Consider the following 22,816-nt stretch of genomic DNA (forward strand, 5'->3'; position numbering starts at 1 on the left):
CAGACTAACCTGCATTCAGCTTGTAAAGACCGGATGCACGTCCGGCCTGGGAGAATTGTCGTAATTGTGCTTCAGCCTGCTGCTTTTCCTGACCCACCCAATCATAAATAAGCTGGAACTGCATCAGTGCCTGCCGCTGTTCCACATTGAGAGTCTCTCCCCAAGGCAGTGACCCGAATACCTCTTCCAGAGCATGCAGATAAAGTTCAGCCAGCTGTTCTGCTGCAACCAGCTCACCTTGCACCAGTAGAGACTGCAACTGCTCGCCCTGTCTCATCAAGGCAGACACAGAAGTACTATTGACCTCATTCATGCCGGTCTGCCTACCTTTTGCTGTGCCAGCGCCTTGTCTCGCTCATCGACAGGGATGGCATCCCAACCGCTCTTGACCGTCAGCATCAGGTTCATCACTTCATCAATGGCGCCTACATCCATGTCACGGCTGGCATCCATCATGCGCACTTTCATATAGTCATAAAGTGCGAACAGGTCTTCGGGGACCTTGCCATAAGAGAGATCAAGTGAATCTTGCAGACCATTGATAATGGCCAGCGTCTTGGAGATAGATTGGGACTTACCCTCGAAATCGCGACGCTCGACTGCACCGCGAGCCTGAGCGAGACGTTCGAGACACCCTTGCATCAATAACTGGATCACGCGATAGGGATCCGCCACTGCCAGCTCAGACTGCAAACTCTGGGTTGTATAGGCCTTGATCGTTTTTCGATACATACGAGACTCAGCTCCTGACTACAAATTAACTGGTTTTGTTGTTGGTATTGAGCAGGTTGAGATAGGAGGCAGATTTGTTCATCTTGGCCAGCAAGGTATCCAGACTGCCGTAGCGTGCCCTCAACGTCTCTTCATACTTGGTGAGCTGCGCCGCGACATCTGCTTGTTTGCGGTTGACATCACGCAGATCAGAATTGAGTGTCTCTTCCCGCTTGGCAAGCAGTCCCCCTGTCTTGGAGTAGGTCTCAAGCTGGCTGGCCAACTTGCCAGCAACACCGTCCTTGCCACCAAATACAGCCACTACCTGGTCGAAGTTCTTCTCGACCGCTTCATCGAATTTCGTCGAATCAAGTGAGAGCACTCCCTTGTTGTCCATCTTGACCCCCAACTGAAAGATGGTAGAGAAGGTCGAAGAGTTGTTAGAAGGCTCGGTGACGGTGCCACTCATCAGGTTGGTCACAGCCTTGGTCGTCGCATCCCCCGCCAGGGCTCCACCATCATTCTGGCTGACACCGGCCACGATAGAGCTGCGTTTGCCCAGATCGGTGCTCTTCTTCACCAGAGCGTTATAGCCATCGATGAAGCTCTGCACCATGGTCTTGATGCCAGCCTTGTCTGTCGTCACATCCACTCTGTTTGGCTTGTAAGTGGTCGTCACGGTACCATCACTCGGGTTCGTGGTAGTGGTGCTCTCCGACTCTTTCAACACCGTAATCTTGAGACCCACAATGGTGCCATCAAAGGTGTTGGTCGCACTGGTCAATTTATTGCCATCCACGCTTATCTCGGCATCACGGGCTTGTTGCTTCTGGGTCAGCTTGGAGATGAAATTGTCAGTCAGTTCAGGTGTACTGCCGGTTATCTGCAGATCTTTACCTGTTCCACTGACACCGGAGTCAATCACAAGGGCCGCCTTGCCATCGGAGGTATTCATGATATTGACGCTAAGACCAAAGTTGTCACTATCATTGTTGATCCGCTTGCGAATGGACTGGAGTGAATCCCCTGCTTTAACATCCACATCAAAGGTCTTGTCACCTGCCTTGAATGTCAGGGTGCCATCTTGAGTGATCATGGGCGTGGTCGAAGAGGCGAAACTACCTTCAAATTTGCTGGTCTTCGCCAATTTTTCGACACTGATGTCATATTGCCCGTTGGAAGCGCCACTCTTGCTCTCCACCTTGAGAACCGGATTATCTTTATCCTGGGTGATGTTTATCGCACGTTTGTTAAACGCGTCATCCTTTGACATAGCCTGCAGAGTGGTGACAAAAGTCGCGATCGCTGACTTCAGCTGGCCTACCCCTGAGAGAGTGATCTGGGCGTTGGTCTTTTTGGTGGTAATTGGCTGCAACAGCTGCGCCTTTTTGGCATCAACGCTTGCAGCGATGACAGACTCCAAGTCCAGTCCAGAGCCCGCACCAGCAGACGTAATAGTAGCCATACTCACTCTCCTCGCAAACGTAACTATTAAATCTCTTTATCAAGCAATAACCCGACTCGAGAGCCACCGCCAATCACATCACCTTCGCGCAGAGCCTGGATTCGTTTGCTGATAGCCAGCAACTCTTCGCTTGGTATCTGACGGATCATTGATTTGGTATCGGCATCCATAACCTTGATAACAACCTGCTCCAGTTCCTTTTCAACACTGAAATTGACGGTCCATCCTTGCAACTGACTGAACTCTTGCAAGTTTTGTACCCCTTTCTCAATTTCCTTGTCTGAAATCTTCGGCTTGCCAGCCCTCTCCTGCTCAGGCAGCCCCTGTTGCTTTTCCATGTCCTTTGCCGTCCCCCGCTGCTCTTCTGCTGTGCCAGATAGCACTTGAGCGGCCGACTGGCCGCTCTTGCTACTTGACTGAAGAGAAGAAGGAGTGACCGATGACGGAATTCCAATTTCATTGGCCATATCGTCGCTCCTTTTTTATCTCATCACAGCCTGTTAACCCAGCAGGGACAGGGCTGATTGCGGTCTTTGGTTGGCTTGAGCCAGGATGCTGGAAGCAGCCTGTTGCAGAATGTTCTGCTTGGTCAGATTAGCGGTCTCGGTTGCAAAGTCTGCGTCACGAATACGAGAACGTGCTGCGCTCAGGTTTTCAGAGACGTTGGACTGGTTGCGAATGGTGGAGTCAAACCGGTTCTGCACCGCACCCAGCTCTGCCCGCTTGCTGTCTACCGCCTTGATCATGAAATCAAGGTTGGCCATGGCCAGCTGGGCGGCGCTGGCAGAGCTGATGCTGCTGACGCTGGTAGAGGTTACTGCAGATGTTCCCTTGGTCACGGTATAGGGCTCGCCAGAGGCACTGGTAGCAACGGTCGCGCTTCCCTTGGTTGATGCCGCAATCCCACTGATGGTAAAGGCGGAAGTCATCTTGAAGGTGATAGTCTGACCAGCATCCGCCCCCACCTGAAACGACCCCTTGTAGTTGCCATCCAGCAGCTTCTGGCCACCGAAAGTGGTGTCGTTGGAGATACGGTTGATCTCTGTAGTCAGTTGGTCAAACTCTTGCTGCAATGCAGTACGGTCATCGGTGTTGTTGGAACCGTTAGCAGATTGCTGTGCCAGCGTGCGCATACGCTGCAGCATACTGGTCACTTCATCCATGGCCCCTTCAGCCGTTTGAGCAACCGAGATACCATCGTTGGCGTTGCGGTTACCTTGATCCAAACCGTTGATCTGGGAAGTCAAACGGTTGGAGATCTGCAAACCGGCAGCATCATCTTTGGCAGTGTTGATACGAAGTCCCGATGCCAGTCTGGTGTAAGAGGTATCCAGAGACTTGTTGGTATTCATCAGGTTACGCTGGGCGTTCAGTGATGAAGTATTCGTGTTGATATACATGGCCATAAAATATTCTCCCGAAGAACATGCGACTGCGGGTTGCGCCGTCAAAGCGGCGTCCCACCGTTAGAAGAACAGGTTGAACGAGCCTGAGTCTTCTGGCGGGTGTCTGTTTGAACGGACAGGTCACCCGCAGTAGTGCAAACGTTGGATTCCGAACACCCCTCGATTGCTTCACCTTGTTTAACGGCAGTGCAGAGGCAAGCTTTAGGAAAATTGTTGCCTAACGCGGCAATTTTTCTCCGGTACATGGCAAGGAAAGCGAGATGGCAAACATAGTGCAAGACGTAATAGAGGGGTTGCAGGATGGTGTGACAGGATTATTTTTGTGGCACGATTTGTGCTTAGGTTGGGTAGAGTGACGTCGATTTGACGACACAATAAAAAGAGGCCGGTAAACCGGCCTAAAGATGAGCATATGCTCAGGAGAATATGACCAAGCGTGACAGAACTGAACAGCTGGACAACACTTGGCATTACTAGTAGAGAATTATATCTCTCCCGATAGAACAGAGTGCGAACCGAACACCCCTTTGTTCCATCTCTTGACCAGGGCGGCCTGAACAACCGCCCTGTTTTCTTTTGTTAGCCTTGCAGCAGCGAAAGAGCTGACTGGGGGCGCTGGTTCGCCTGGGCCAGTATGGTTGATGCGGCCTGTTGCAAGATATTCTGCTTGGTCAGGTTTGCAGTCTCGGTGGCGAAGTCTGCATCACGGATACGTGAGCGTGCAGCACTAACGTTTTCGGAGACGTTCGCCTGGTTGCGAATGGTCGAGTCAAACCGGTTTTGTACCGCCCCCAGTTCAGCACGCTTGCTGTCCACCACCTTTATCATGTAATCCAGGTTGGCCATAGCCGACTGGGCCGAGCTTGCAGCTGTAATGGTCGACATACTGGTAGATGTGACCGGCGTTCCTGCTGTCTTCGTGATGTTATACGGCTCGCCCGAGGTCGTGGTTGCCACTGTCGCACTACCACTGGTGGCAGAGGCCATGCCCGAGATAGTAAAGGCGGTCGTCATCCGGAAGGTGATGGTCTGCCCTGCGTCTGCCCCCACCTGGAAGGTGCCCACATAGCCGCCATTAAGCAGGTTCTGACCACCAAACGTGGTATCTTTGGCTACCCGGTCAATTTCAGTCATCAACTGGGTATACTCTTGCTGCAGCGCAGTACGGTCATCAGTGTTATTGGAACCGTTGGCTGACTGTTGAGCCAGCGTACGCATCCGTTGCAGCATGGAGGTAATTTCATCCATTGCCCCTTCGGCAGTTTGGGCAACAGAGATACCGTCATTGGCATTACGATTACCTTGATCCAGACCGTTGATCTGGGAGGTCAAACGGTTGGCAATTTGCAGGCCGGCGGCATCGTCTTTGGCGCTGTTGATACGCAGACCGGATGCCAGTCGAGTGTAGGATGTATCCAGTGATTTGGTCGTGTTCATCAGGTTACGCTGAGCGTTGAGTGATGAAACGTTAGTGTTGATATAAAGGCCCATGACTATTCTCCTAAGCTATTAAATTTACTCTTCTATTTGCTCTGGCTTTATTATTTTCTGTGCCCGATGCGTCTTATTTAACGGCCCGTTTTTCGATGTCTTTAGCATTTTTTTCAACGCTTCATCACGTTAACGCCGCTTACCCTATATATCGACAGGTCGGGGATAAACTTAAGGAAAAAAACGCCCACTAAAACGTGGCAGAAACTCATCGCGCCCCTCCTCCAACAAGGAGGTAAACAGGCACACTCGAGCCCCTCCTTGTCCATGATGCGAGAAAAAAACGGTGTCGACTCTCAATTTTGTCGAGCACAGTTGGCGATTGGGCTCTCCAGCCCCTAAAATCGCGGCCCCATCAACAATTTGGCGTGAGTTGTTTTCCATGCAGACACTGGTTGAGCAGATTGTTTACATCAGCGATATGTTTGGTACTGCGGTATTCGCGTTTTCAGGGGTTCTGGTGGCGGGCCGGCTCAGAATGGACGGATTTGGCGTCATGGTGTTGGCGGCAGTCACCGCCATCGGCGGTGGTACCATCCGCGACATGATCCTGGGAGCAACCCCGGTGTTCTGGGTTCGCGATCCTCTCTATATCTGGGTGGTCATTGCAACGGCGCTGATCGGTATGTGGATGGTCAAACTGCCCCGCAGAATGCCTTGGTATGTGCTGCCGGTGGCGGATGCCTTCGGACTGGCCCTCTTTACGGTGATTGGGGCGCAAAAAGCCCTCAACTTCGGTACCCCGGGACTGATCGCCGTGCTGATGGGGACCATGACAGGGGTAGCAGGCGGCATGATCCGTGATGTACTGGCCAGGGAAGTGCCTATGGTGTTGCAAAAAGAGATCTATGCAACAGCCTGCATTTTGGGCGGAATCCTCTACACCCTGGCACTGGAGGCGAACATGGACAGAGTAACCGCCATGCTCATCTGTATGACAGCCGTGTTCGGTTTGCGGGTAGCTGCTATCTACTGGCACCTGTCGCTACCAACCTTCTCGCTGCAACGCAACTGAAAGCACACCCGCAGTGGAATATGGCTCTGTGGGTTGTGCGTTGAACCAAATGGGCTTTTCTGTTGTCATAGAAGCAGTCGTTGTTAGCCGGATATTCTCATGCACAAAATCGGTATGCTTACCACTCTCCTCCTTGCGAACGTGACGGCAGCACATGCCGAAGCACAAGCCGTTTTTGGACGACTGGCATCGGCGCCAGTGCAGCAGTTCAACCAGCAGATACGTCAGGCGAACGAGCTACATCAGAAATGGGTCAATGACTACCGTGAGGTAGCACTTCGTTTTGTCGGTCATAGCGACATCCCCAGTCGCATCCATGCCCAGCAACTGGATAATGATCTGGTACTCTCGGTTGCCCTCGATGGCAGCAAGAACGACATGCTCTATATCCTGACTCTCTATCGCAGCGATAACCTTTGGCAAATGAGGGGAGCGGAAATGGGTTGGCGCTGCCTGGGGGAGCACTCCTTCACTCCCGTTCCCTGTCCATAAATCCAAGCTCCGAGCTATAAAACAAAAATCCGGCACATTGGCCGGATTTTTTATGGGAGATTGAGCGTCAAATTACGGACGGTAAACTTTGACGTTGGCAAAGCCTTTCTCTTTCAGGTAAAGCGCCTGTAGCTTGCTCATCACGCCGCGATCGCAGTAGAGCAGGTAGGTCTTCTCCTTGGGCAGATCGCCAAAGGCGGTGGCCAGCTTGAAGAAGGGGATATGCATGACCTCACGCCCTTCCACCAGCAATGGCTTCTCGTCGTGCTCGTCCATGGAGCGGATATCGAGGATCACCTCGTTGTCACCGCTCTCGGCGGTAGTCTCCACTTCCTGCACCTCGGCGGCGGTCTCTTCACCAATGCGACGAATGTCAAGGTAACGGGCCTCGGCCACCACCTTGTCCAGAATGGAGAAGTCGAAGTTGGCCTCTTCCTCTTCAATGCGCGCCAGATCGGCCTTAACGGTCGGCTTTTTGGAGATGACCCCACAATACTCCGGCATGGTTTCGGCGAACTCCAGGGTGCCGATGCGGCGGGCTTCACTGATGATATCCGGCTTGTCCCAAGTAATGAGCGGGCGCAGGATCACCTTGTCGGTGACCCGGTCGATCACGTTCAGGTTGGTGAGGGTCTGGCTGGAGACCTGACCCACACACTCGCCGGTCACCAGCGCCGGGATCTGGAACTCATCGGCCACCTTGGCAGCGGCACGCATCATCATCCGCTTGAGCACCACGCCCATCTGACCGTTGTCGATCTTCTCGAGGATCTCGGCAACCACCGGCTCGAAGTCCACGGCGGTGAAACGTACCCGGTGGGAGGAGCCGAAACGGTTCCACAGGTGGTAGGCCACCTGCTTGACGCCGATTTCGTGGGCAGCACCGCCCAGATTGAAGAAGCAGTAGTGCACGCGGCAGCCGCGCTTGATGAACTGGAACGATGCCACGCCGGAGTCAAAACCGCCGGAGAGCAGGCTCAGCACATCTTCCTGGGTCGCGATGGGCATGCCGCTCAGGCCCTGATGGATGGCGCTGACAATAAAGAGCTCTTCGCCGTCGATCTCGAGGTTGATCTTCACATCCGGGTTCTTGAGGCGCACACCATTGCTTTCGCAGTGCTGGTTCAGTCCACCGCCCACATAGCGCTCAATCTCGAGAGAGGAAAACTCGTGCTTGCCGTGGCGCTTGGCGCGCACGCAGAAGGTTTTGCCCTTGAGCTGGTCGCCCCACACGGCTTTCACCTGCTCGAAGATGTCGTGCAGATCGGTAAACTTGCTGGCTTGTACCTCGAGGAAGGCCTGAATGCCGGGAATGCAGGCCAGGGCTTCGATTGCCTGCTCGCGGAACTGGTCATTGCGGGAGCTCACGATCAGCTTGTCCCAATCCATCCGTACGCGGGCATCGTCGTCGAAGCGGCGCAGGACATTGCGGATATTGCCCTGCAGGATCTTGATAAAGCGCTGGCGAACCGACTTGCTCTTGATGGTGATTTCCGGGAACAGCTTGATAATGAACTTCATGGTAATGACTCGGGTGACCTTGATTTAAGGGCGCGAATTATATCAGAACTTTGTGGCCAGCGCCTACTGGATGAGCGTTTGCTCACATTCCCCCACGCAGTGTTTGCCGTGCAGCGCCAATCTTGCGTATATTCCCGACCCTGCGCCTCGCCAGATTTTTGACAACAGACTGATCCGATGAAGACCTATATCTACTACCCCGGCATGGAGGTACGCGACGAGCTCTGGCTCAAATTTGCCCTGCTCTATCTGGAGCGGCTCGCCTTCGTCTTCACCGTCAGTGAAAAAAGTGGCCTCACCACCCTGCTCGATACCCTGCAACAGCAGACCGATCTGCTGGCCGAGCGGCCCGATGCCGCCTTCTTTGCCGCCATTACCCCGCAGCTGGAGAGCCAGATAAGCGGTCTGGTGGCCCCCGATTTCGTCCGCCACAAGGTGTTTGGCAACAAGGAGCTGATTGGTCGCTGGCGTCAGGAGGCCAACCACGACTGCTTCTGCCCGGATCAGGTGGGGCTGGAGCGGCTGCACGGCTTTTGCCTTACTCACGGCTTTGCGACCCGAGATGAAGGGGGGATCAGAATGGCGCGGCGCTTTGCCAACCTGATCTCCATGCGCCTTGCCCGTGAGTGGGCACTCGCCAATGACGGGGCGCTTATTACCGATCACGACTATCTCGACCGCCTGCTCCATCTGCTCGAATCCCGCTACCACAATCGCGGCGGTCAGGATTGCTTCCACCTCGAAATCCCGTTGCAAGTACCCACTCACCTCGGCGAGATCTCCTTCGCCGAGCTTATCGCCCTGCGCCGGCGCAGCGGCTTTCGCCAGCAGTTGGCCGAATTTCATCTGGCCCTCGACAACCTGCTCACCATGCTGGGTAGCGGCTATGCCGACCCGGCGGCCCTGACCCGCTTTGAGCAGGCTCAGCAAGGGCTCAATCAACTGCTCGGGCCCGAGACCCTCAGCATGCCACTCACAACCCTGGTCAGCACCAGCCTGCCCGCCGTAGCCATGCTCCACCAGTTAAAAGCGAGCCATCCCGAAAGCAACCTCATCTTCCATCCCATCAAGAAGAGCCACTTTCACCAACGCAAGAGCCAGCACTTCTTCACCCGGCTCGGTCATCTGCGCCAACCGGGCTGAATTGGCGGAATGAAAAAGGGGTTGGCATCTGCCAACCCCTCTCGTTTTCTGCGGCCTACCAATCATCACCCCGGTGATTAGCCCGCTCTTGCGCCTGCCTGCGCGCCTCCATCGCCCTGTCACGGCGGATATTGGCAGGGGTACAGGCAAACTGTTTCTGATAGCAACGCGCAAAACTCTCGGAAGCAGGTTCGAAAGGTGAATAGAACCCGGTACGTTCAGGAGAAACATGGTGATCACCATGATTGGTTGTGGCACAACCCGAACTCATCAGCACCAGCAAGGGATACAGAACACGCAGCAAAAGAGAACTCCCGATTGGATTTGAATGAATTCGTAATTATTCGCAAATTAATTCATCCAATCAAATATTGATGCATTTCAAATAGTTAATTACATCCAACTCAATGGCTGTCGGCAAAACGATCAACGGGTGATGGTGCTGGCATCACTGTCAGGATGCACCACGCGAAACTCGATACGATCGCTGTTGCCCGCTTCATCCACCACCACCAGCTGATAACGACCCGCCACACTCAGCACCTGATCCCCGTCCCAGCGCAGTCGCTGGCCGTTGAGAAACCAAGCCGACTTGCCGACACCGCCCAGCACCTTGGGCTGCAACCGATAGCGCTGGCTGCGGATAAGGTTGCCCTCCCCCAGCGCCACGATGCGAATGGGGGCCTGCAGCTCGGCGCTCTGCCCCTCCCCTGCACAACTGCTGGCGAGCAGCGACTGCCGCCGCTCGCCGGGGGACCGCCACGGCTCCAGCGACAATGGCCAGAGTGCCCGAAAACCGGATTGTGCCGCATCGGGGCAACGGGTCAGCGTCGGCTTGCCTTCGGCAGTGAGTGCAACTTGCCGCAGCGGCGAGGGCCAGTCCATGGGATCCGGCAAGGTGGGAGGATCGCGCCCTTCAAGCAACCAGGCGCTCTGGCGCTGCAAACAGGCTTCAGGCAGGGTCGCGTTCGCCTTGCGCCCCAGCGGCCAGCAAATCTCGGCCTCGCTCACCGTGTTGGGCTGTGCCGGCAGAGGGCTGTTGTCAGCCAGTCGCGAGTAGACCGAAAGCAGCAGCGGCACCGCCGCGCTCTGGCCGTAAAAACCGGGCATAGGGGTACCGTCGGGGCGCCCCAGCCAGACGCCGATGGTCCAGCGACCGGAGACCCCCATCGCCCAGCTGTCGCGATAGCCGTAGCTGGTACCGGTCTTCCAAGCAAGCCTGTTGACCCGGCCGGTCGCCTCGCTGGCAAAGGGTTGGTCCGCCCGTCCCTGCGCGCTCAATATCTGCCAGATGATCCAGGCCGCTCCCGGGCTCAGCAAGGGGCGTGACACCGCCTGCTGCCCCGCCAGCCAGACCGGCATCGCCACCTGCCCCTGCCGGGTCAGCGCGCTGTAGAGCGCCACCAGCTGCTCGAGTCGAATGCCCGCCGCCCCCAGCGCGATGGCAGGATTGGGTTTGTCAGAGAGCGCCAGCCGCACTCCGGCGTTGTCGAGGCGACTGACCAGTTTGTCCGGCCCCAGCGCCTCCAGCACCTGCACCACCGGCACGTTGAGGGATTGCTGCAGCGCCTGAGCCAGCGTCACCGGTCCCTGAAAGGCACCGGAGAAGTTGGCGGGGCGATATTCCGAGCCCAGCCTTGGCGCATCGGAGAGCAGAGAGGCCGAGTGCACCAACCCTTCGTCCATGGCCAGACCGTAGATGAAGGGCTTCAGCGTAGAGCCGGGAGAGCGAATCGCCTGCACCATGTCCAGATAACCGTGGCGGCGCAAATTGCCATACTCGGCGCTGCCCACATAGGCGCGCACCGCCATGGTTTTGTTATCTACCAAGAGCAACGCCGCTGAGGTCTGCTCGGGGAAGCGGCGAATGTAGCTCGCCACCCGCCCCTCCAACCAGCGCTGCAGATCGCCATCAATGGTGGTGTGCACCAGCGCCCCGGCCTGATTGTCGGCGGCGAGACGGGCAAAGAGCGGCGCCTCCATCGGCGTGAAGTGACCGCGGGCCAGCACCGGCTCGATACGCCCCTCCAGCCACACCTGTTCGGGCCAGACGCCTTGCGCTACCAGCCGCTGCATCACCTTGTCACGGGCGGTGCGGGCCCGCTCAGGATGCCGGTCAGGCCGGTTGCGGCTGGGGGCCTGCGGCAGCACTGCCAGCAGCGCCGCCTCGGCATAGGTCAGCTTGGCCGCACTCTTGCCGAGATAGGCAAAACTTGCCGCCTGCACCCCCTCCAGATTGCCGCCAAACGGCGCCCGGTTGAGGTAGACGGTGAGCAGGGTGCGCTTGTCGTAGTGCCACTCCAGTTGCAGCGCGCGGGCCATCTGGCGCAGCTTGCCGGGCACGCTCCGGTGGTAGGGCTCGATAAGACGCGCCACCTGCATGGTAAGGGTCGAGCCGCCCGATACAGCCCGCCCATAGCGCAGCCACTGCCAGACCCCGCGCACCATGGCCACCGGATTGACCCCGGGATGACGCCAGAAGTAGCGATCCTCGTAGCCCAGCAGCGCCTCGATATAGCGGGGGGAGATCTGCTCCAGGGTCACGGGGTAACGCCACACGCCGCTGGTATCGGCAAAGGCACGCAGCGGTCGTCCCTTCATGTCGAGCACCACCCGTGCGTAGGCAGGGTCGAGCGGTGGCGGCGGGAAGAGTCTATCCAGCGCCAGCAATGACAGGAGCAGTGCTACAACTCCCAGCACCGAGAAGAGCAGCCAGCGTGGCAGGCGACCAAGCCAGCGCCAGCAAGCGTGGCCAGTGCGAACTAATTTCAGCCAGCCACGCTGCCAGAAAGTGAGCGGGCGAACCCGCTCAAGTGAGGGTTTGTTACTCAGAGATACGCACCTCGTGAATATCCTCACCCACGGCACGCAGTTCGGGGCGGTACATATCCTCCACCTGGGTCGGCGGCACCTGATAGCGACCCGGCGTCACCGCCCGCATCAGGTAGACCAGTTGCTGGTTGCTCCCCTCGCTCAGATCCAGCGCTGCCGTGTAGCGGTCATCGCGAAACTCCTGATGCTTGAGATAATCGTTCCACTCGCTCTGCCACGCCGGTTTCCCCTCGATGGAGAGCTCTTCCAGCTTGATGCTGTTGCCAAGGGCCGGGTTCTCCAGCTCGAAGCCGGCGGGCACCATCTCTACCAGCAGGGCATCGGGCACCGCCGATTCACTGCTGACGTTGAGCCGCACCACCACCAGATCACCCACCTTCACCTTGGCGGGATCAAACGGCTGACCGTCGCTATTGAACCAGCTGCGGGTCACGCTCATCCCCTTGCTGATCCGTGCCGGAGCCTGTTCGGGGTAACCTACCAGAGTGCGCTGCACATAGAGGGATCCCTTGCCCTCGTTGGTGACGGTGCTCGCGGCCAGTGCCTCGGGGGCACCCTGCTGCAACGGAGCCGAACCGCTCAGGGATCCACTGCCAAGAGAGGAAGTTACCTTGGCCTGCCAGTCGACGGCCGGATCGAAGCGGGCTAGTCGCAGCAGGGCGAGCCGCTCCTGAGTGCTGAGCCACTGACGATGGGCCAGGGTATCTGCCACCTTGGCACTGAGGGCTGGCCAGCGCTCCACAGCCAGCTTGTGCTGGCGCAGCAAGGAGAGCTCAAGGGCTTGGTCACGCAGCGGCGAACCGTAATCCCCGAGATAGTCGTCACCACGCTCGGTCGCCAATGCCCGGCTGAGGGCCTTGGCGGCGTTCTGCTCATCCCCCATGGCCGAGAGCGCCAGCGAGAGGTGCAAGAGCGGCAAACCGGAGCGAGCGTGATCAGCCTGCTGCTCCCAGATAAGGCGCAAGGTAGCGAGCGGCGCCTTGCCCACCCGGGCCAGCACATAGGCGCTGTAGGCCTGATAGGCCAGCCGGCTGTGCTCGGGGGCACTGCTCCAGCGCTCGCCATACTGGCTGTCGGTGAGATAGCTTTGCAACCGGTTCAGCGCCTGATTGAGCATCGCCTCCGGCACTGCGTCGCCCGCCTCCTTGCGGGCCAGCAGATAGTCAGCGGCATAGGCGGTGAGCCACTGCTCCTCGTCGGAGCGACCATCCCAGAGGCCAAAGCCACCGCTTGGCAGTTGCAACCGCTGCAGCCGTTGCAGCAGGGCGCGCTGCACATCCGCCTCGCTCGCCGCTTTCTTGCCCTCTGCGGGTTTGCGCCAAGCGGCCCGCTCATCGGCCGTGGTCAGCAAGTAGGGCCAGGCACGGGACAAGGTCTGCTCCAGACAGGCATAGGGGTAATCGGCCAGCGCCTGCCACTGGGCAGCCGGATCCCAGGGGGGAGTACCGGAGAGGCTGAGCAGCCCCTGCAGGTTGGCGCGATCCAGCCCGACCAGCTCAGCTGGCGCAAAGCTCATCTGTTGGCCGAGGGACAGCATCTGATAGCGCTGGCGAGTCTCGGCAGGCCAGGGGGAACGCAGCGGCAAAGTCCAGTCGCGGCTGATGGCAAAATCCTTGCCGCTGGCCGCCAACTGCAGGCTCGCCACGCCGCTCGCCCCGGTCACGGTGAGCGGCAGGGTCAACCACTGCTCTTCGCCGTTTTTAAGGGCAAGGGTGCGGGGCAGCTCGCCGTTTGCCTTGAGCCCACCGTTGAGGGTCCAGACAAGGGAGAGGGACTGATCCTCGCCGCTCATGTTGCGCAGCTGCACCAGCGCCCGGGTCTCATCGCCTCTGGCGCCAAAGCGCGGCCAGCCAATCTCGGCCACCAAGGGCGCCACCACCTTGACGGCGCGCTCGGCCTCACCGACTTGCTGCTCATTCCAGGCCAGCGCCATCAGTGCCAGCTCGCCGTTGAAGTTGGGCAGTTCGAGCGGGATCACCGCTTTACCCTGCTGGTCAAAACTCACCTCGCCGCTCCACAGTGCGGCTATCTCGACCCGGCTCTCCAGCGCGCCACCCTTTTTCAGCGGCGCCCGATCGCCCCCGTAGTTGAGGCGGGCCGGCTTGCCATCCTGCGGCGGGATCACCTGGCCGTAGTTGTCGAACAAATCTTGGGCGAAGCGCTTGCGGCCAAAGAAGATCTCGAACGGGTCGAGGGGTTGATAATCGCTGATATTGAGCACGCCCCGATCCACCGCCGCCAGCACCACACGGCCTTGGCTATTGGGGGTGGAGGTTGCGGTCACTTCCAGCCGGGTAAGCGGCACCGCTTTATCAGGTGCGCTCAGGGTGAGCGGCAGACGGCGCGCTTCCCGATCCAGGGTGAGCGGCACCAGACCGACCGAGCGCAGGCTCTGCCCCTGCTGGCTGCTGACCGGTTTGGAGGCGCTGTCTGGTGCGGCGATCTGGGCCGAGATATGCAAGTCATGGCGCTGCCACTCGGGACTGACCGGGATCTCGAACTCGCCGCGGGCATCCTTGGCATCACCGCCGGCCCCCTTGAGCTCGATACGCTGCCACCAGCGTAGGCCGTCGCCACCTTCCACCAGCAACAACCCCTTGCCGGGGCGCGGGGCCACCAGCGTCACTTTGGCCTTGTCGCCCGCCTGATAGGCGCGCTTGTCGAGGGTGATGGCAATCTTGTCAGGCCGCGCCTGCTCGCCACCGCCGCCCCAGGCGTAACTGCCGATCTCCACCCGCAGGCTCGATTGATGGCCCTGACTGTTCTCCACCTCCAATCGATACCAGCCCGCGGCGAGTTGCAAGCTTAGGGGGGTCGGCCCCTTGCCATCCAGCTGCAGGGTCTGCTCCTGCTCCAGATAAGGCTGGCTGTTGAACTCGTACTTCCACCCCTCGCCATCGGCGTAGTGCCAGTAGTAGTCGCGGTACTCGTTGATAAGGCGCACCTTCACCGCCCCCGCCACCGGTTGGCCTTGCTCATCGAGGTTGAGGATCTGGAAGGGCAGAGGCTTGCCCCCTTCCACACGATCGGCCACGAAGTCGGCCTTGAGTGCCGGCCACTGGCTGCCCGCAGGCCAGCCATACTGAGTGCGGCTGCGATTGACGGCGCGGCCACCGGGCTCGGCGAGCGACACCCGATAGGCCACCTCCAGCGGCCCGAGGGCGCGCACCCCGTCGAGCTCATCAGCCAGCGAGAAGGTCCCCTGCCCCTGTGCATTGAGGGTGAGACTGCGCGCCTCGAGATCCTTGGCCTGCTCGGCGAGCAGCACGTCACCCAGCGTGAACTCCTGCCACTGGGTAAAGGGCATGGTGGCGCGGCTGATTTTTACCTCCGCCTTCGCCTTGGTGGCGCTCGCAGGCGCACCGTAGAGATAGTCCCCCTGCAGTGGCATAGTCAGGGCGGCGTCCAGATCCGTTACTTCACCATCCGGCCCCTTGCCGAGCTGCAGTTTGAGCCGCTCCGGCAAAAACTCCTCCACCAAAAAGGGCCACTCGAAGCGACTACCAGCGGCGGTCTTGAGGTTGATGGTCCAGCGCCCGAGCGGCGCATCGTCCGGCAAACGCAGACCGTAGTGGGCCGCGCCCAAATTGTCCGGTAGCAGCCGTTTCTGTTCGAGCAGCTGGCCGTCCGGCTGTTTCACCTCCAGCTCCACCGCCATCCCCGGCAACAGCTGGCCATCTTGGCCCTTGAGCAGGATCTCGCTGTCGAGCCGCTCGCCGGGACGATAGAGATCGCGCCCGCTGAACAGATAGAGCTGCTGGGCCTGCCAGGGCTGGGTGCCGAGATCGAAGGTGGAGAGATCGAGCGCCGCCCCATCGAGGCGCAGCACCGCCAGATGGTTGCCCTGTTCGGCCAGCAGCAAGCGGGCCCCCTGCACCTGATCGAAGCGACGATGGCCCTGCGGATCGGTGGTTTGCACCTGCAGCCGGTTACCCTTCTCGTCGAGCAGGGAGAGCTGCACATCCTTGAGCGGGTCGGCGCTGGCCAGGGAGCTGACGAACACCTCCAGCTGATCGCGGTAACGGCGGGCACTGAGCCCCATGTCGCTCACCGCAAAATAGGTGGTCTCCTTGCGCCAGTCGTAGTTGCCAAGGGGGGACATCACCGCAAAGTAGACGCCAGCCTCAGCCAGCTGCGGCTCCTTCACATTGATGAGGCGGGTCTCGCGCCGGTTGGCATCAAGCTCCAGCGCATAGCGGCCGCTGAACACCCGCTTGGCCCGCTTGGTGATCTGCTCGAGCTCCCAGTTGCCCATGCCGGCACCGGGGCGATACTCGGCCAGAAAACGGGGCAGGTATTCGGCATCGACCCGAAAGAAGTCGATATTGACCTCATCCACATTGACCGCGCTGATGGGCAGGCGCAGCTCGTCGCGCAGCGGCAATACCATGCCACTGGCGGTAAAGGAGGCCCCCGCCTCCAGCGGGCGGGTCTTGAGGGTCCAACTCTGGGGGGATGGGCCCAACCCCGCCTTGAGGCTCACTTCATAGCTCTTGTCGGGCTGGACGTTCGGGAAATAGAGGGTGCGACCATCGTCGGCGAGGATCCACTCCCCCTGCACCTGCTTGCCACCTTCACTGACCCCGAGCCAGCTCTGCCAATTGGGCTTGGGCACCAAGGGGCCGGAGAAGACCAGCGCCAGTGCTGGCGCATCGCGATATTGGCGGGCATTGGCCTGCACTACAGAAGTTGGCGCCCCGGCCTCCTGCTGCGCTGTGGATTCTGTGGTCGATATTTGGCTGGCAGGCTTGTCAGGGCCGCAACCAGACAGCAAACCGACCACCCCGCAAAGCAGCAGGGCCGACCAGCAGCGGCGCAGAGCGCCGGTTCCGGCGGTAGAGCGGTGAAAAGCAGAGGGAGAGTCGAAGAGGCGCATAGGTTCCATCCCGAGTTGGAGCGCTGCAAACGCAGCGTGGCTGGAAACAGGATAAGGCATCCTGCTCACCCGACACAAAGCTCATTACCCGAATGGGCACAATTCCGCGCCCCTACTGCACGAGAACCCCCTTGCCCACTGATTCCGTGCGGCAAGGGTTGTCATCTAGTCGTGGCTGGTCTCGTTTTTTGCTCCGCCTTTGAACCAGCGAAACAGGATGGCCATGACGGCCGCCAGAAACAGCACCAGCGAGGTAATCAGCAGGGCCCGGGTCAACAGTTCGCTGTGGTGGAGAAAGAAGGGGGTATTCATCGCCAGCTTGCCCACCAAACTGAGGCAGAGCGCCCACATAAAGGCACTGGCAAAGCTGGCCACGCACATGCGCAGCACGCTCAGGCGGCCAATCCCCATCAGCATGGGGGTCAGCACCCGCACGAACGGGATAAAACGGGAGGAGAACATCGCCAGAAAACCGTACTTTTTCAGCAACCGGGTCGCCTTGGGCAGGCTGTCGGGAGGCAACATCCGTTCGATATGATCCATAAAGCGGGTGCGCTGCAGTGCCCGTCCCTGCCAGTAGGCGAGCACAGAACCTACGCCAGCAGCCAACGGCAGATAGACAAGAGTCACTTCGGGGCCAAACACCCCCATGCCCACCAACCCACCGGCCAGCAGTACCAGGCTGTCCCCCGGCAGGGGCAGGAAGACGAATGCGGACTCCAGCAGCAGTACCAGCATCAGGCAACTGATCAGCAGGGGTACCGCCTGCATCTGAACCAGGGCGTCAAAATCCTGATGCCAAATGGCCATCAGCATATCCAGCATGTCACTCTCCCTACTACACGGTTCATCATGAACGAGGCTGGGGTTATAGCACCCATCCCCTGAACAAAACGTTAATTTTGTCCGGCACAGGAAATAAAGTGTGTCGAAATATTGCTGCAATTAGGGAATGCAAGGAGGGCGAAAAGCAGAAACAAAAAGCCCCTCATCTTGCACGCACAAGGGAGAGGGGCAAACAGGCACAGAAATAAAACGGTTACTCGGCGGTGGCCATCTGCCAGGTTTTGAAGCCGCCGGAGAGATTCTTCACTTTAAAGCCGTGCTGACTCAGCAAGCGGCAGGCGACATGGCCGCGCAGCCCGACCTGACAGCTGATCAGCAGCTCTTTCTCTTTGGGCAACTCATGGAGGCGACCACGCAACTCGTCGAGGGGAATATGCAGCGCCCCCGGAATGCGACCCAGCTTGTCGAGCTCCGGGCCATTGCGCACATCCACCACCAGCTGATGGGGGTTACGAGCCTGTACCTCGGCCACGTGGCAGAGCAGGGTGTCCCCCTTCAGGTGGTTGCTTGCCACAAAACCCGCCATGTTGATCACATCCTTGGCCGATCCAAAGGGCGGCGCATAGGTGAGCTCCAGATCCTGCAGGTCAAACACGGTGAGACCGGCGCGCTGGGCCACTGCCAGCACATCGATGCGCTTGTCGATGCCATCCTTGCCGATGGCCTGGGCGCCATAAATCTTGCCATCCGGGGCAAACAGCAGCTTGAGGCTGACCGGATGGGCACCCGGGTAGTAACCGGCGTGGCTGCCCGGATGGACATAAACTTTCTCGAACGGCAATCCCAGTTGCACCAGTCGCTTCTCGTTGAGGCCGGTGCTGGCCACCGCCAGATCGAACAGCTTGCAGATGGCGGTCCCTTGGGTCTTCTTGTAGGTTTCGCTTCGGCCCAGCATATTGTCGGCGGCGATGCGCCCCTGCCGGTTGGCCGGGCCCGCCAGCGGGATCAGCACAGATTCGCCGGTGACGAAGTCTATCTCTTCCACCGCATCCCCCACCGCGTAGATGAAGGGATCCGAGGTACGCATCCCGGCATCCACCTTGATGCCGCCGCGCGGCCCCAGCTCCAGCCCCGCTTTGGCGGCGAGCAGAGTTTCCGGCTTGACGCCGATGGCGAGGATCAAGAGACCGGTATCAAGATGGGAGCCGTCATTGAGGGTCAGGCGCAGGCCGCCACTTTTGGCAGTCGGCACGGCGGAGGTTTTCTCGGCAGGCAGATCCAGACTCTCGATGGCGGTGAGGCCGGTGCGCAGGCGCAGGTCGATCCCCTCTTCCCGGATGCGGGCATGGAGCATGTTGGCCATATCCTTGTCCACCGGGGCCATCACCTGATCGGCCAGCTCCAGCAGGGTGACATCCAGCTTGCGCTGGTGCAGCGCCTCCATCATCTCCAGCCCGATAAAGCCGCCGCCCACCACAGTGACGTGGCGCGGCTGATCGTGGTGCAGGGCCGCCAGAATGCGATCCATGTCCGGGATGTTGCGCAGGGTATAGACATGGGGGCTGTCGATACCGGGGAAGGGAGGACGGATCGGCGCCGCCCCCGGGCTCAGCAGCAGCACATCGTAATGCTCGCGCTGCTCTTCACCGGTTTGCAGGTTGCGCACCAGCAAGGTCTTGCCCGCCTTGTCGATCTCAATCACATCGTGGAAGACCCGCACATCGACGTTGAAACGGCGCTTGAAACTCTGGGGAGTCTGCAGCAGCAAGGCATCCCGATTGGGGATATCGCCCCCGATGTGGTAGGGCAGACCGCAGTTGGCGAAGCTGACAAACTCGCCCCGCTCGAACATCACGATCTCCGCCTCTTCGCTCAGCCGGCGTGCTCTGGCAGCCGCCGATGCGCCCCCCGCAACCCCACCGATAATCAGGATCCGTTTCATCTGCAAGACTCCTCATACATGATAATGGGCAATAAATTAGACTTTTCTAATTTAGAATTCAATGAAATTTTGTTTCACACCATTTTGCAGTATTCTTGCAACCCCGACGGTTGCTTAACAGGATGTTGTTTGTTCATGTCGTCTACCGCACTCAGTCATCTTCCTCCTGCCCTCCAGACGCCGCTCTTTTTCCGTCTGGACCTGCGCAGTCAACGGCTGGTCGCCCTGACCGACGTGATGCAAACCCCGCTCTACTGGCTCGACGAACCGCGCGCCCCCTGGCCTGCCCAGCTACCCGATGCCCTGCGCCTGCCCATCGAACAACTGCTGGCCAACGGCCATGGCGGCAAGATCACCGTGCGCTTTGCCAGCCAGCTCTGGCACATCGCCCTCGCTCACGAGCAGGATGGCTTCTGGCTCATCTGTCTGCAGAACCTTCGCCAGGAGCCCATCGCCGATCTGGCATTGCAACTGCCGCGCCTCAGCCAGATGGCGAGCCAGCAACAGTATGCGCCCCTGCTCGAGGCCCTTAAAGAGAGTTTGGGGGCCGATCGGCTCATCCTCTGGCACTATCAGGCCAACGGCGATCTCGGCAGCGAGCAACTCACCCCTGTGTTCACCCTGGGGGTCGAGGCGATCTATCCCATTCGAGGCGACAGCCGATATATCCGCGCCCTGCGTACCCGCAAATCGTTGAGTTTCTCGGAGGCGGCCCACCAACCGATGCTGAGCAATCACCTCTATCTGACCAGTGCCGGTGTGCGCTCACGCCTCGATGGTGCCTTGCTGGAGCAGGACAAGCTGTTCGGGGTGCTGAGTCTGGAGTATCTCGATCCCACCCCGCTCAGCGAGGAGATGTTGCAACTGGTGCGCAGCAGCGCCCAGTTGCTCGGTCACTGGCAGCCGCAACCGGAAGAGCACCGCGCCGAGCTGGCCCTCCCGCCCGAGCTGCACCAGCAGACCGGCATCGACTACTGCAAGACGCTGGTAAGCTGGGCCATGAGCACCAGCGGTGCCCGGGTGGGCTGGATCGGCGAGTTCCAGCCCCGCGGTCAGGATCTCTGGATCATCCCCCGCTGCGTCATCAACGAGGAGATCTGCTCCACCCTCAAGCCCATCCAGCTCGACCCCGGCCCCGCTCAGGAGCTGTTCCAGCATGGTCAGGCCATCTATGTGGAAGATCTGCCCGTGCGCTATCCCAAGGCGACCCGGCTGCTGGCCCTCAACGCCAGCGCCTACATCGGCATTCCACTCCATGGCCAGAGCGGCGCCCCCATTGGCCAGATCACCCTGCTGCTCGATACCCCTCTTGGGGAGCCCGAGCAGCTGCTGGATCTGTTGAGCAGCCAGCACGAGCGGGCAGCCATCGAGCTCAAGCGCCTCGCCACCGACGATGCCCTGCGGCTGGCGGAAGTGGCCTTCAATACCCACGATGGGCTGATCGTGATGGATCACAACGGCATCATCCTCAAGGTCAACCACTCCTTCAGCCGGATCACCGGATTTGGCGAGGTAGAGGTGATCGGTCACTCCATTCGCAAGCTGCGACCCACCTACTACGGGGATCATCTCAAGGAGGATGTCAGCCGCACCGTCAACGAGCAGGAGTTCTGGCTTGGGGAAGAGCGCTGCCTGCACAAGGATGGTCACCTCTTTCCGGTGCGCTTGATGGTGAACGGCGTCAAGGATGAGCAGGGGGAGCTCAGCCACTTTATCTGCAGCTTCTACGACATCACCCAGGAAAAAGAGGCGGCCAGACATATCGAGCAGCTCGCCTACTACGACGATCTCTGCGGTCTGCACAACCGGCGCAGCCTCAACCATATTTTGCAGCAGACCCTGAGCGCCTCCAACGGCCAGTGGGGTGCCCTGCTGCTGGTGGATCTCGACAACTTCAAGTCGATCAACGACTCCCTCGGTCACGCCTGCGGCGATCTGCTGCTGCAAGCCGTGGTGCAGCGTTTCAGGGAGCTGCCCCAGGACAATCTGGTGCAGGCGCGCATCTCGGGGGATGAGTTTGCCCTGCTCTTTACCCAGCTGGGACAAGGGGAAGTCACCGCCAAAATTCTGGCGGAGCACTTCGCCCGCGAGCTGATGGGGCTGTTTCGCACCCCGTTCGACATCGGCGATCACAAACTGCACTGCAGCGCCTCGGTGGGGATCAGCCTCTTCTCCGGCAACGAGACGGATCATCTGGTCCTGATGCAACAGGCCGACACCGCGACCCACATGGCCAAGCGCGCCGGTCAGGGCCACTACGTCTTCTTTACCGAGGCGATGGCCCAGCATGAGAAGAACCGGCTGACCCTCACCAATGAGCTGCGCGATGCCCTGCGTCATCACGAGCTGCAACTCCACTATCAACCGCAATACCGGGTCGACAATGGCTCGCTGTCGGGTATCGAGGCGCTGCTGCGCTGGCAGCGCAGCGACGGCACCATGGTGCCGCCCGGGGAGTTTATCCCCATCGCCGAAGAGACCAGCCTGATCCTCGAGATCGGCTACTGGGTGATGAAGACCGCCTGCGCCCAATACAGCTTCTGGCTCAACCGTGGCCTGCAGATCCCCCATCTGTCGGTCAACGTCAGTGCCCGCCAGTTCCACACCCAGGGCTTCGTACAACAGGTGGAGTACATCTTGCGCGATACCGGTGTGCCCCCCTCCCGCCTGCTGCTGGAGGTGACCGAATCTGTAGTATTGGAGAATCGGCAGGAGAGTATTGCCAGAATGCGCCAGCTCAAGGAGCTCGGTATCCTCATCTCCATCGATGACTTCGGCACAGGCTACTCGTCGCTGGCCTATCTGCGGGATCTGCCCGCCGATGAGGTGAAGCTGGACAGAAGCTTCATTCAGACCCTGGTACACAGCGAACAGGACAGAGCCATCGTCAAGGCGATACTCGATCTGGCCCAGGTCTTCCGTTTTACCGTCACCGCCGAAGGGGTGGAAGAGGAGGCGCAGCTGGCCATCCTCAAAGCGCTGGGATGCCAGCATTATCAAGGGTTTCTCACCAGTCGGCCGCTCACAGTCAAGGGGCTGGAGCAGCTGCTTGGCAGCCGGGCGCCGGACTAAAGGTGTAGGATCAATAGGGGTTTATGTAATAAAATAACGGCCTGCTCGAATCGTTGGAGTTGTT

General features: G+C 59.3%; 15 protein-coding genes. 4 read left to right on the top strand and 11 right to left on the bottom strand.

What is annotated here, in order from left to right; all coding sequences use genetic code 11:
* Positions 1-4: 4 nt before the first annotated feature.
* The 6 genes from G5168_RS09250 to flaA form a co-directional block, all read right to left on the bottom strand.
* Positions 5-313 carry a hypothetical protein gene (locus G5168_RS09250; protein WP_129503714.1) on the bottom strand — a complete coding sequence of 103 codons (309 nt, stop codon included), beginning with the start codon at positions 311-313 and terminating at the stop codon, positions 5-7.
* Positions 310-732, bottom strand: coding sequence for a flagellar export chaperone FliS (fliS, locus tag G5168_RS09255; protein ID WP_005346697.1), 423 nt, complete (start codon positions 730-732; stop codon positions 310-312). The genes G5168_RS09250 and fliS overlap by 4 nt, the downstream gene beginning before the upstream one ends.
* Positions 733-757: 25 nt before the next feature.
* Positions 758-2,176: a flagellar filament capping protein FliD gene (gene fliD, locus G5168_RS09260; protein WP_216954022.1), complete on the bottom strand. Its 1,419-nt coding sequence runs from the start codon at positions 2,174-2,176 to the stop codon at positions 758-760.
* Between the two features lie 26 nt (positions 2,177-2,202).
* Complete coding sequence (locus tag G5168_RS09265; protein WP_129503712.1) at positions 2,203-2,643, bottom strand: flagellar protein FlaG; 441 nt, start codon at positions 2,641-2,643, stop codon at positions 2,203-2,205.
* Positions 2,644-2,676: 33 nt separating this feature from the next.
* A complete protein-coding gene (gene flaB, locus G5168_RS09270) occupies positions 2,677-3,582 on the bottom strand; it encodes a flagellin B (protein ID WP_129503711.1) in 906 nt (301 codons plus the stop codon).
* Between the two features lie 579 nt (positions 3,583-4,161).
* Positions 4,162-5,073, bottom strand: coding sequence for a flagellin A (gene flaA / locus G5168_RS09275; RefSeq protein WP_129503710.1), 912 nt, complete (start codon positions 5,071-5,073; stop codon positions 4,162-4,164).
* Positions 5,074-5,455: 382 nt separating this feature from the next.
* Between flaA and G5168_RS09280 the strand changes: the two genes are divergently transcribed.
* Both G5168_RS09280 and G5168_RS09285 read left to right on the top strand, forming a co-directional pair.
* Positions 5,456-6,088: a trimeric intracellular cation channel family protein gene (locus G5168_RS09280; protein WP_129503709.1), complete on the top strand. Its 633-nt coding sequence runs from the start codon at positions 5,456-5,458 to the stop codon at positions 6,086-6,088.
* Between the two features lie 99 nt (positions 6,089-6,187).
* Positions 6,188-6,580, top strand: coding sequence for a hypothetical protein (locus G5168_RS09285; protein WP_042053183.1), 393 nt, complete (start codon positions 6,188-6,190; stop codon positions 6,578-6,580).
* A gap of 72 nt (positions 6,581-6,652) precedes the next feature.
* Here G5168_RS09285 and thiI read toward each other — a convergent pair whose 3' ends face one another.
* Positions 6,653-8,101: a tRNA uracil 4-sulfurtransferase ThiI gene (thiI, locus tag G5168_RS09290; RefSeq protein ID WP_421173042.1), complete on the bottom strand. Its 1,449-nt coding sequence runs from the start codon at positions 8,099-8,101 to the stop codon at positions 6,653-6,655.
* Positions 8,102-8,278: 177 nt separating this feature from the next.
* Here thiI and G5168_RS09295 point away from each other — a divergent pair, with 177 nt between their 5' ends.
* Positions 8,279-9,244 carry a hypothetical protein gene (locus G5168_RS09295; protein ID WP_421252114.1) on the top strand — a complete coding sequence of 322 codons (966 nt, stop codon included), beginning with the start codon at positions 8,279-8,281 and terminating at the stop codon, positions 9,242-9,244.
* Between the two features lie 426 nt (positions 9,245-9,670).
* Here the strand turns inward: G5168_RS09295 and pbpC are convergent, their stop codons facing one another.
* The 4 genes from pbpC to G5168_RS09315 all read right to left on the bottom strand — a co-directional run bounded on the left by pbpC (position 9,671) and on the right by G5168_RS09315 (position 19,680).
* Positions 9,671-12,103 (bottom strand): penicillin-binding protein 1C, encoded by a 2,433-nt coding sequence (pbpC, locus tag G5168_RS09300; RefSeq protein ID WP_421252115.1) that lies wholly within the window; start codon positions 12,101-12,103, stop codon positions 9,671-9,673.
* Positions 12,069-16,952, bottom strand: a complete 4,884-nt coding sequence (locus tag G5168_RS09305; RefSeq protein WP_421252116.1) for an alpha-2-macroglobulin family protein — start codon at positions 16,950-16,952, stop codon at positions 12,069-12,071. The genes pbpC and G5168_RS09305 overlap by 35 nt, the downstream gene beginning before the upstream one ends.
* Before the next feature lie 165 nt (positions 16,953-17,117).
* Complete coding sequence (locus tag G5168_RS09310; RefSeq protein WP_421231492.1) at positions 17,118-17,777, bottom strand: DedA family protein; 660 nt, start codon at positions 17,775-17,777, stop codon at positions 17,118-17,120.
* A gap of 214 nt (positions 17,778-17,991) precedes the next feature.
* Complete coding sequence (locus G5168_RS09315; protein ID WP_421252117.1) at positions 17,992-19,680, bottom strand: FAD-dependent oxidoreductase; 1,689 nt, start codon at positions 19,678-19,680, stop codon at positions 17,992-17,994.
* Positions 19,681-19,815: 135 nt separating this feature from the next.
* Between G5168_RS09315 and G5168_RS09320 the strand changes: the two genes are divergently transcribed.
* Positions 19,816-22,752 (top strand): EAL domain-containing protein, encoded by a 2,937-nt coding sequence (locus tag G5168_RS09320; protein WP_421252118.1) that lies wholly within the window; start codon positions 19,816-19,818, stop codon positions 22,750-22,752.
* Positions 22,753-22,816 lie beyond the last annotated feature (64 nt).

This window comes from Aeromonas sp. 600724, assembly GCF_049175135.1.
Lineage (GTDB): Bacteria > Pseudomonadota > Gammaproteobacteria > Enterobacterales > Aeromonadaceae > Aeromonas > Aeromonas veronii_A.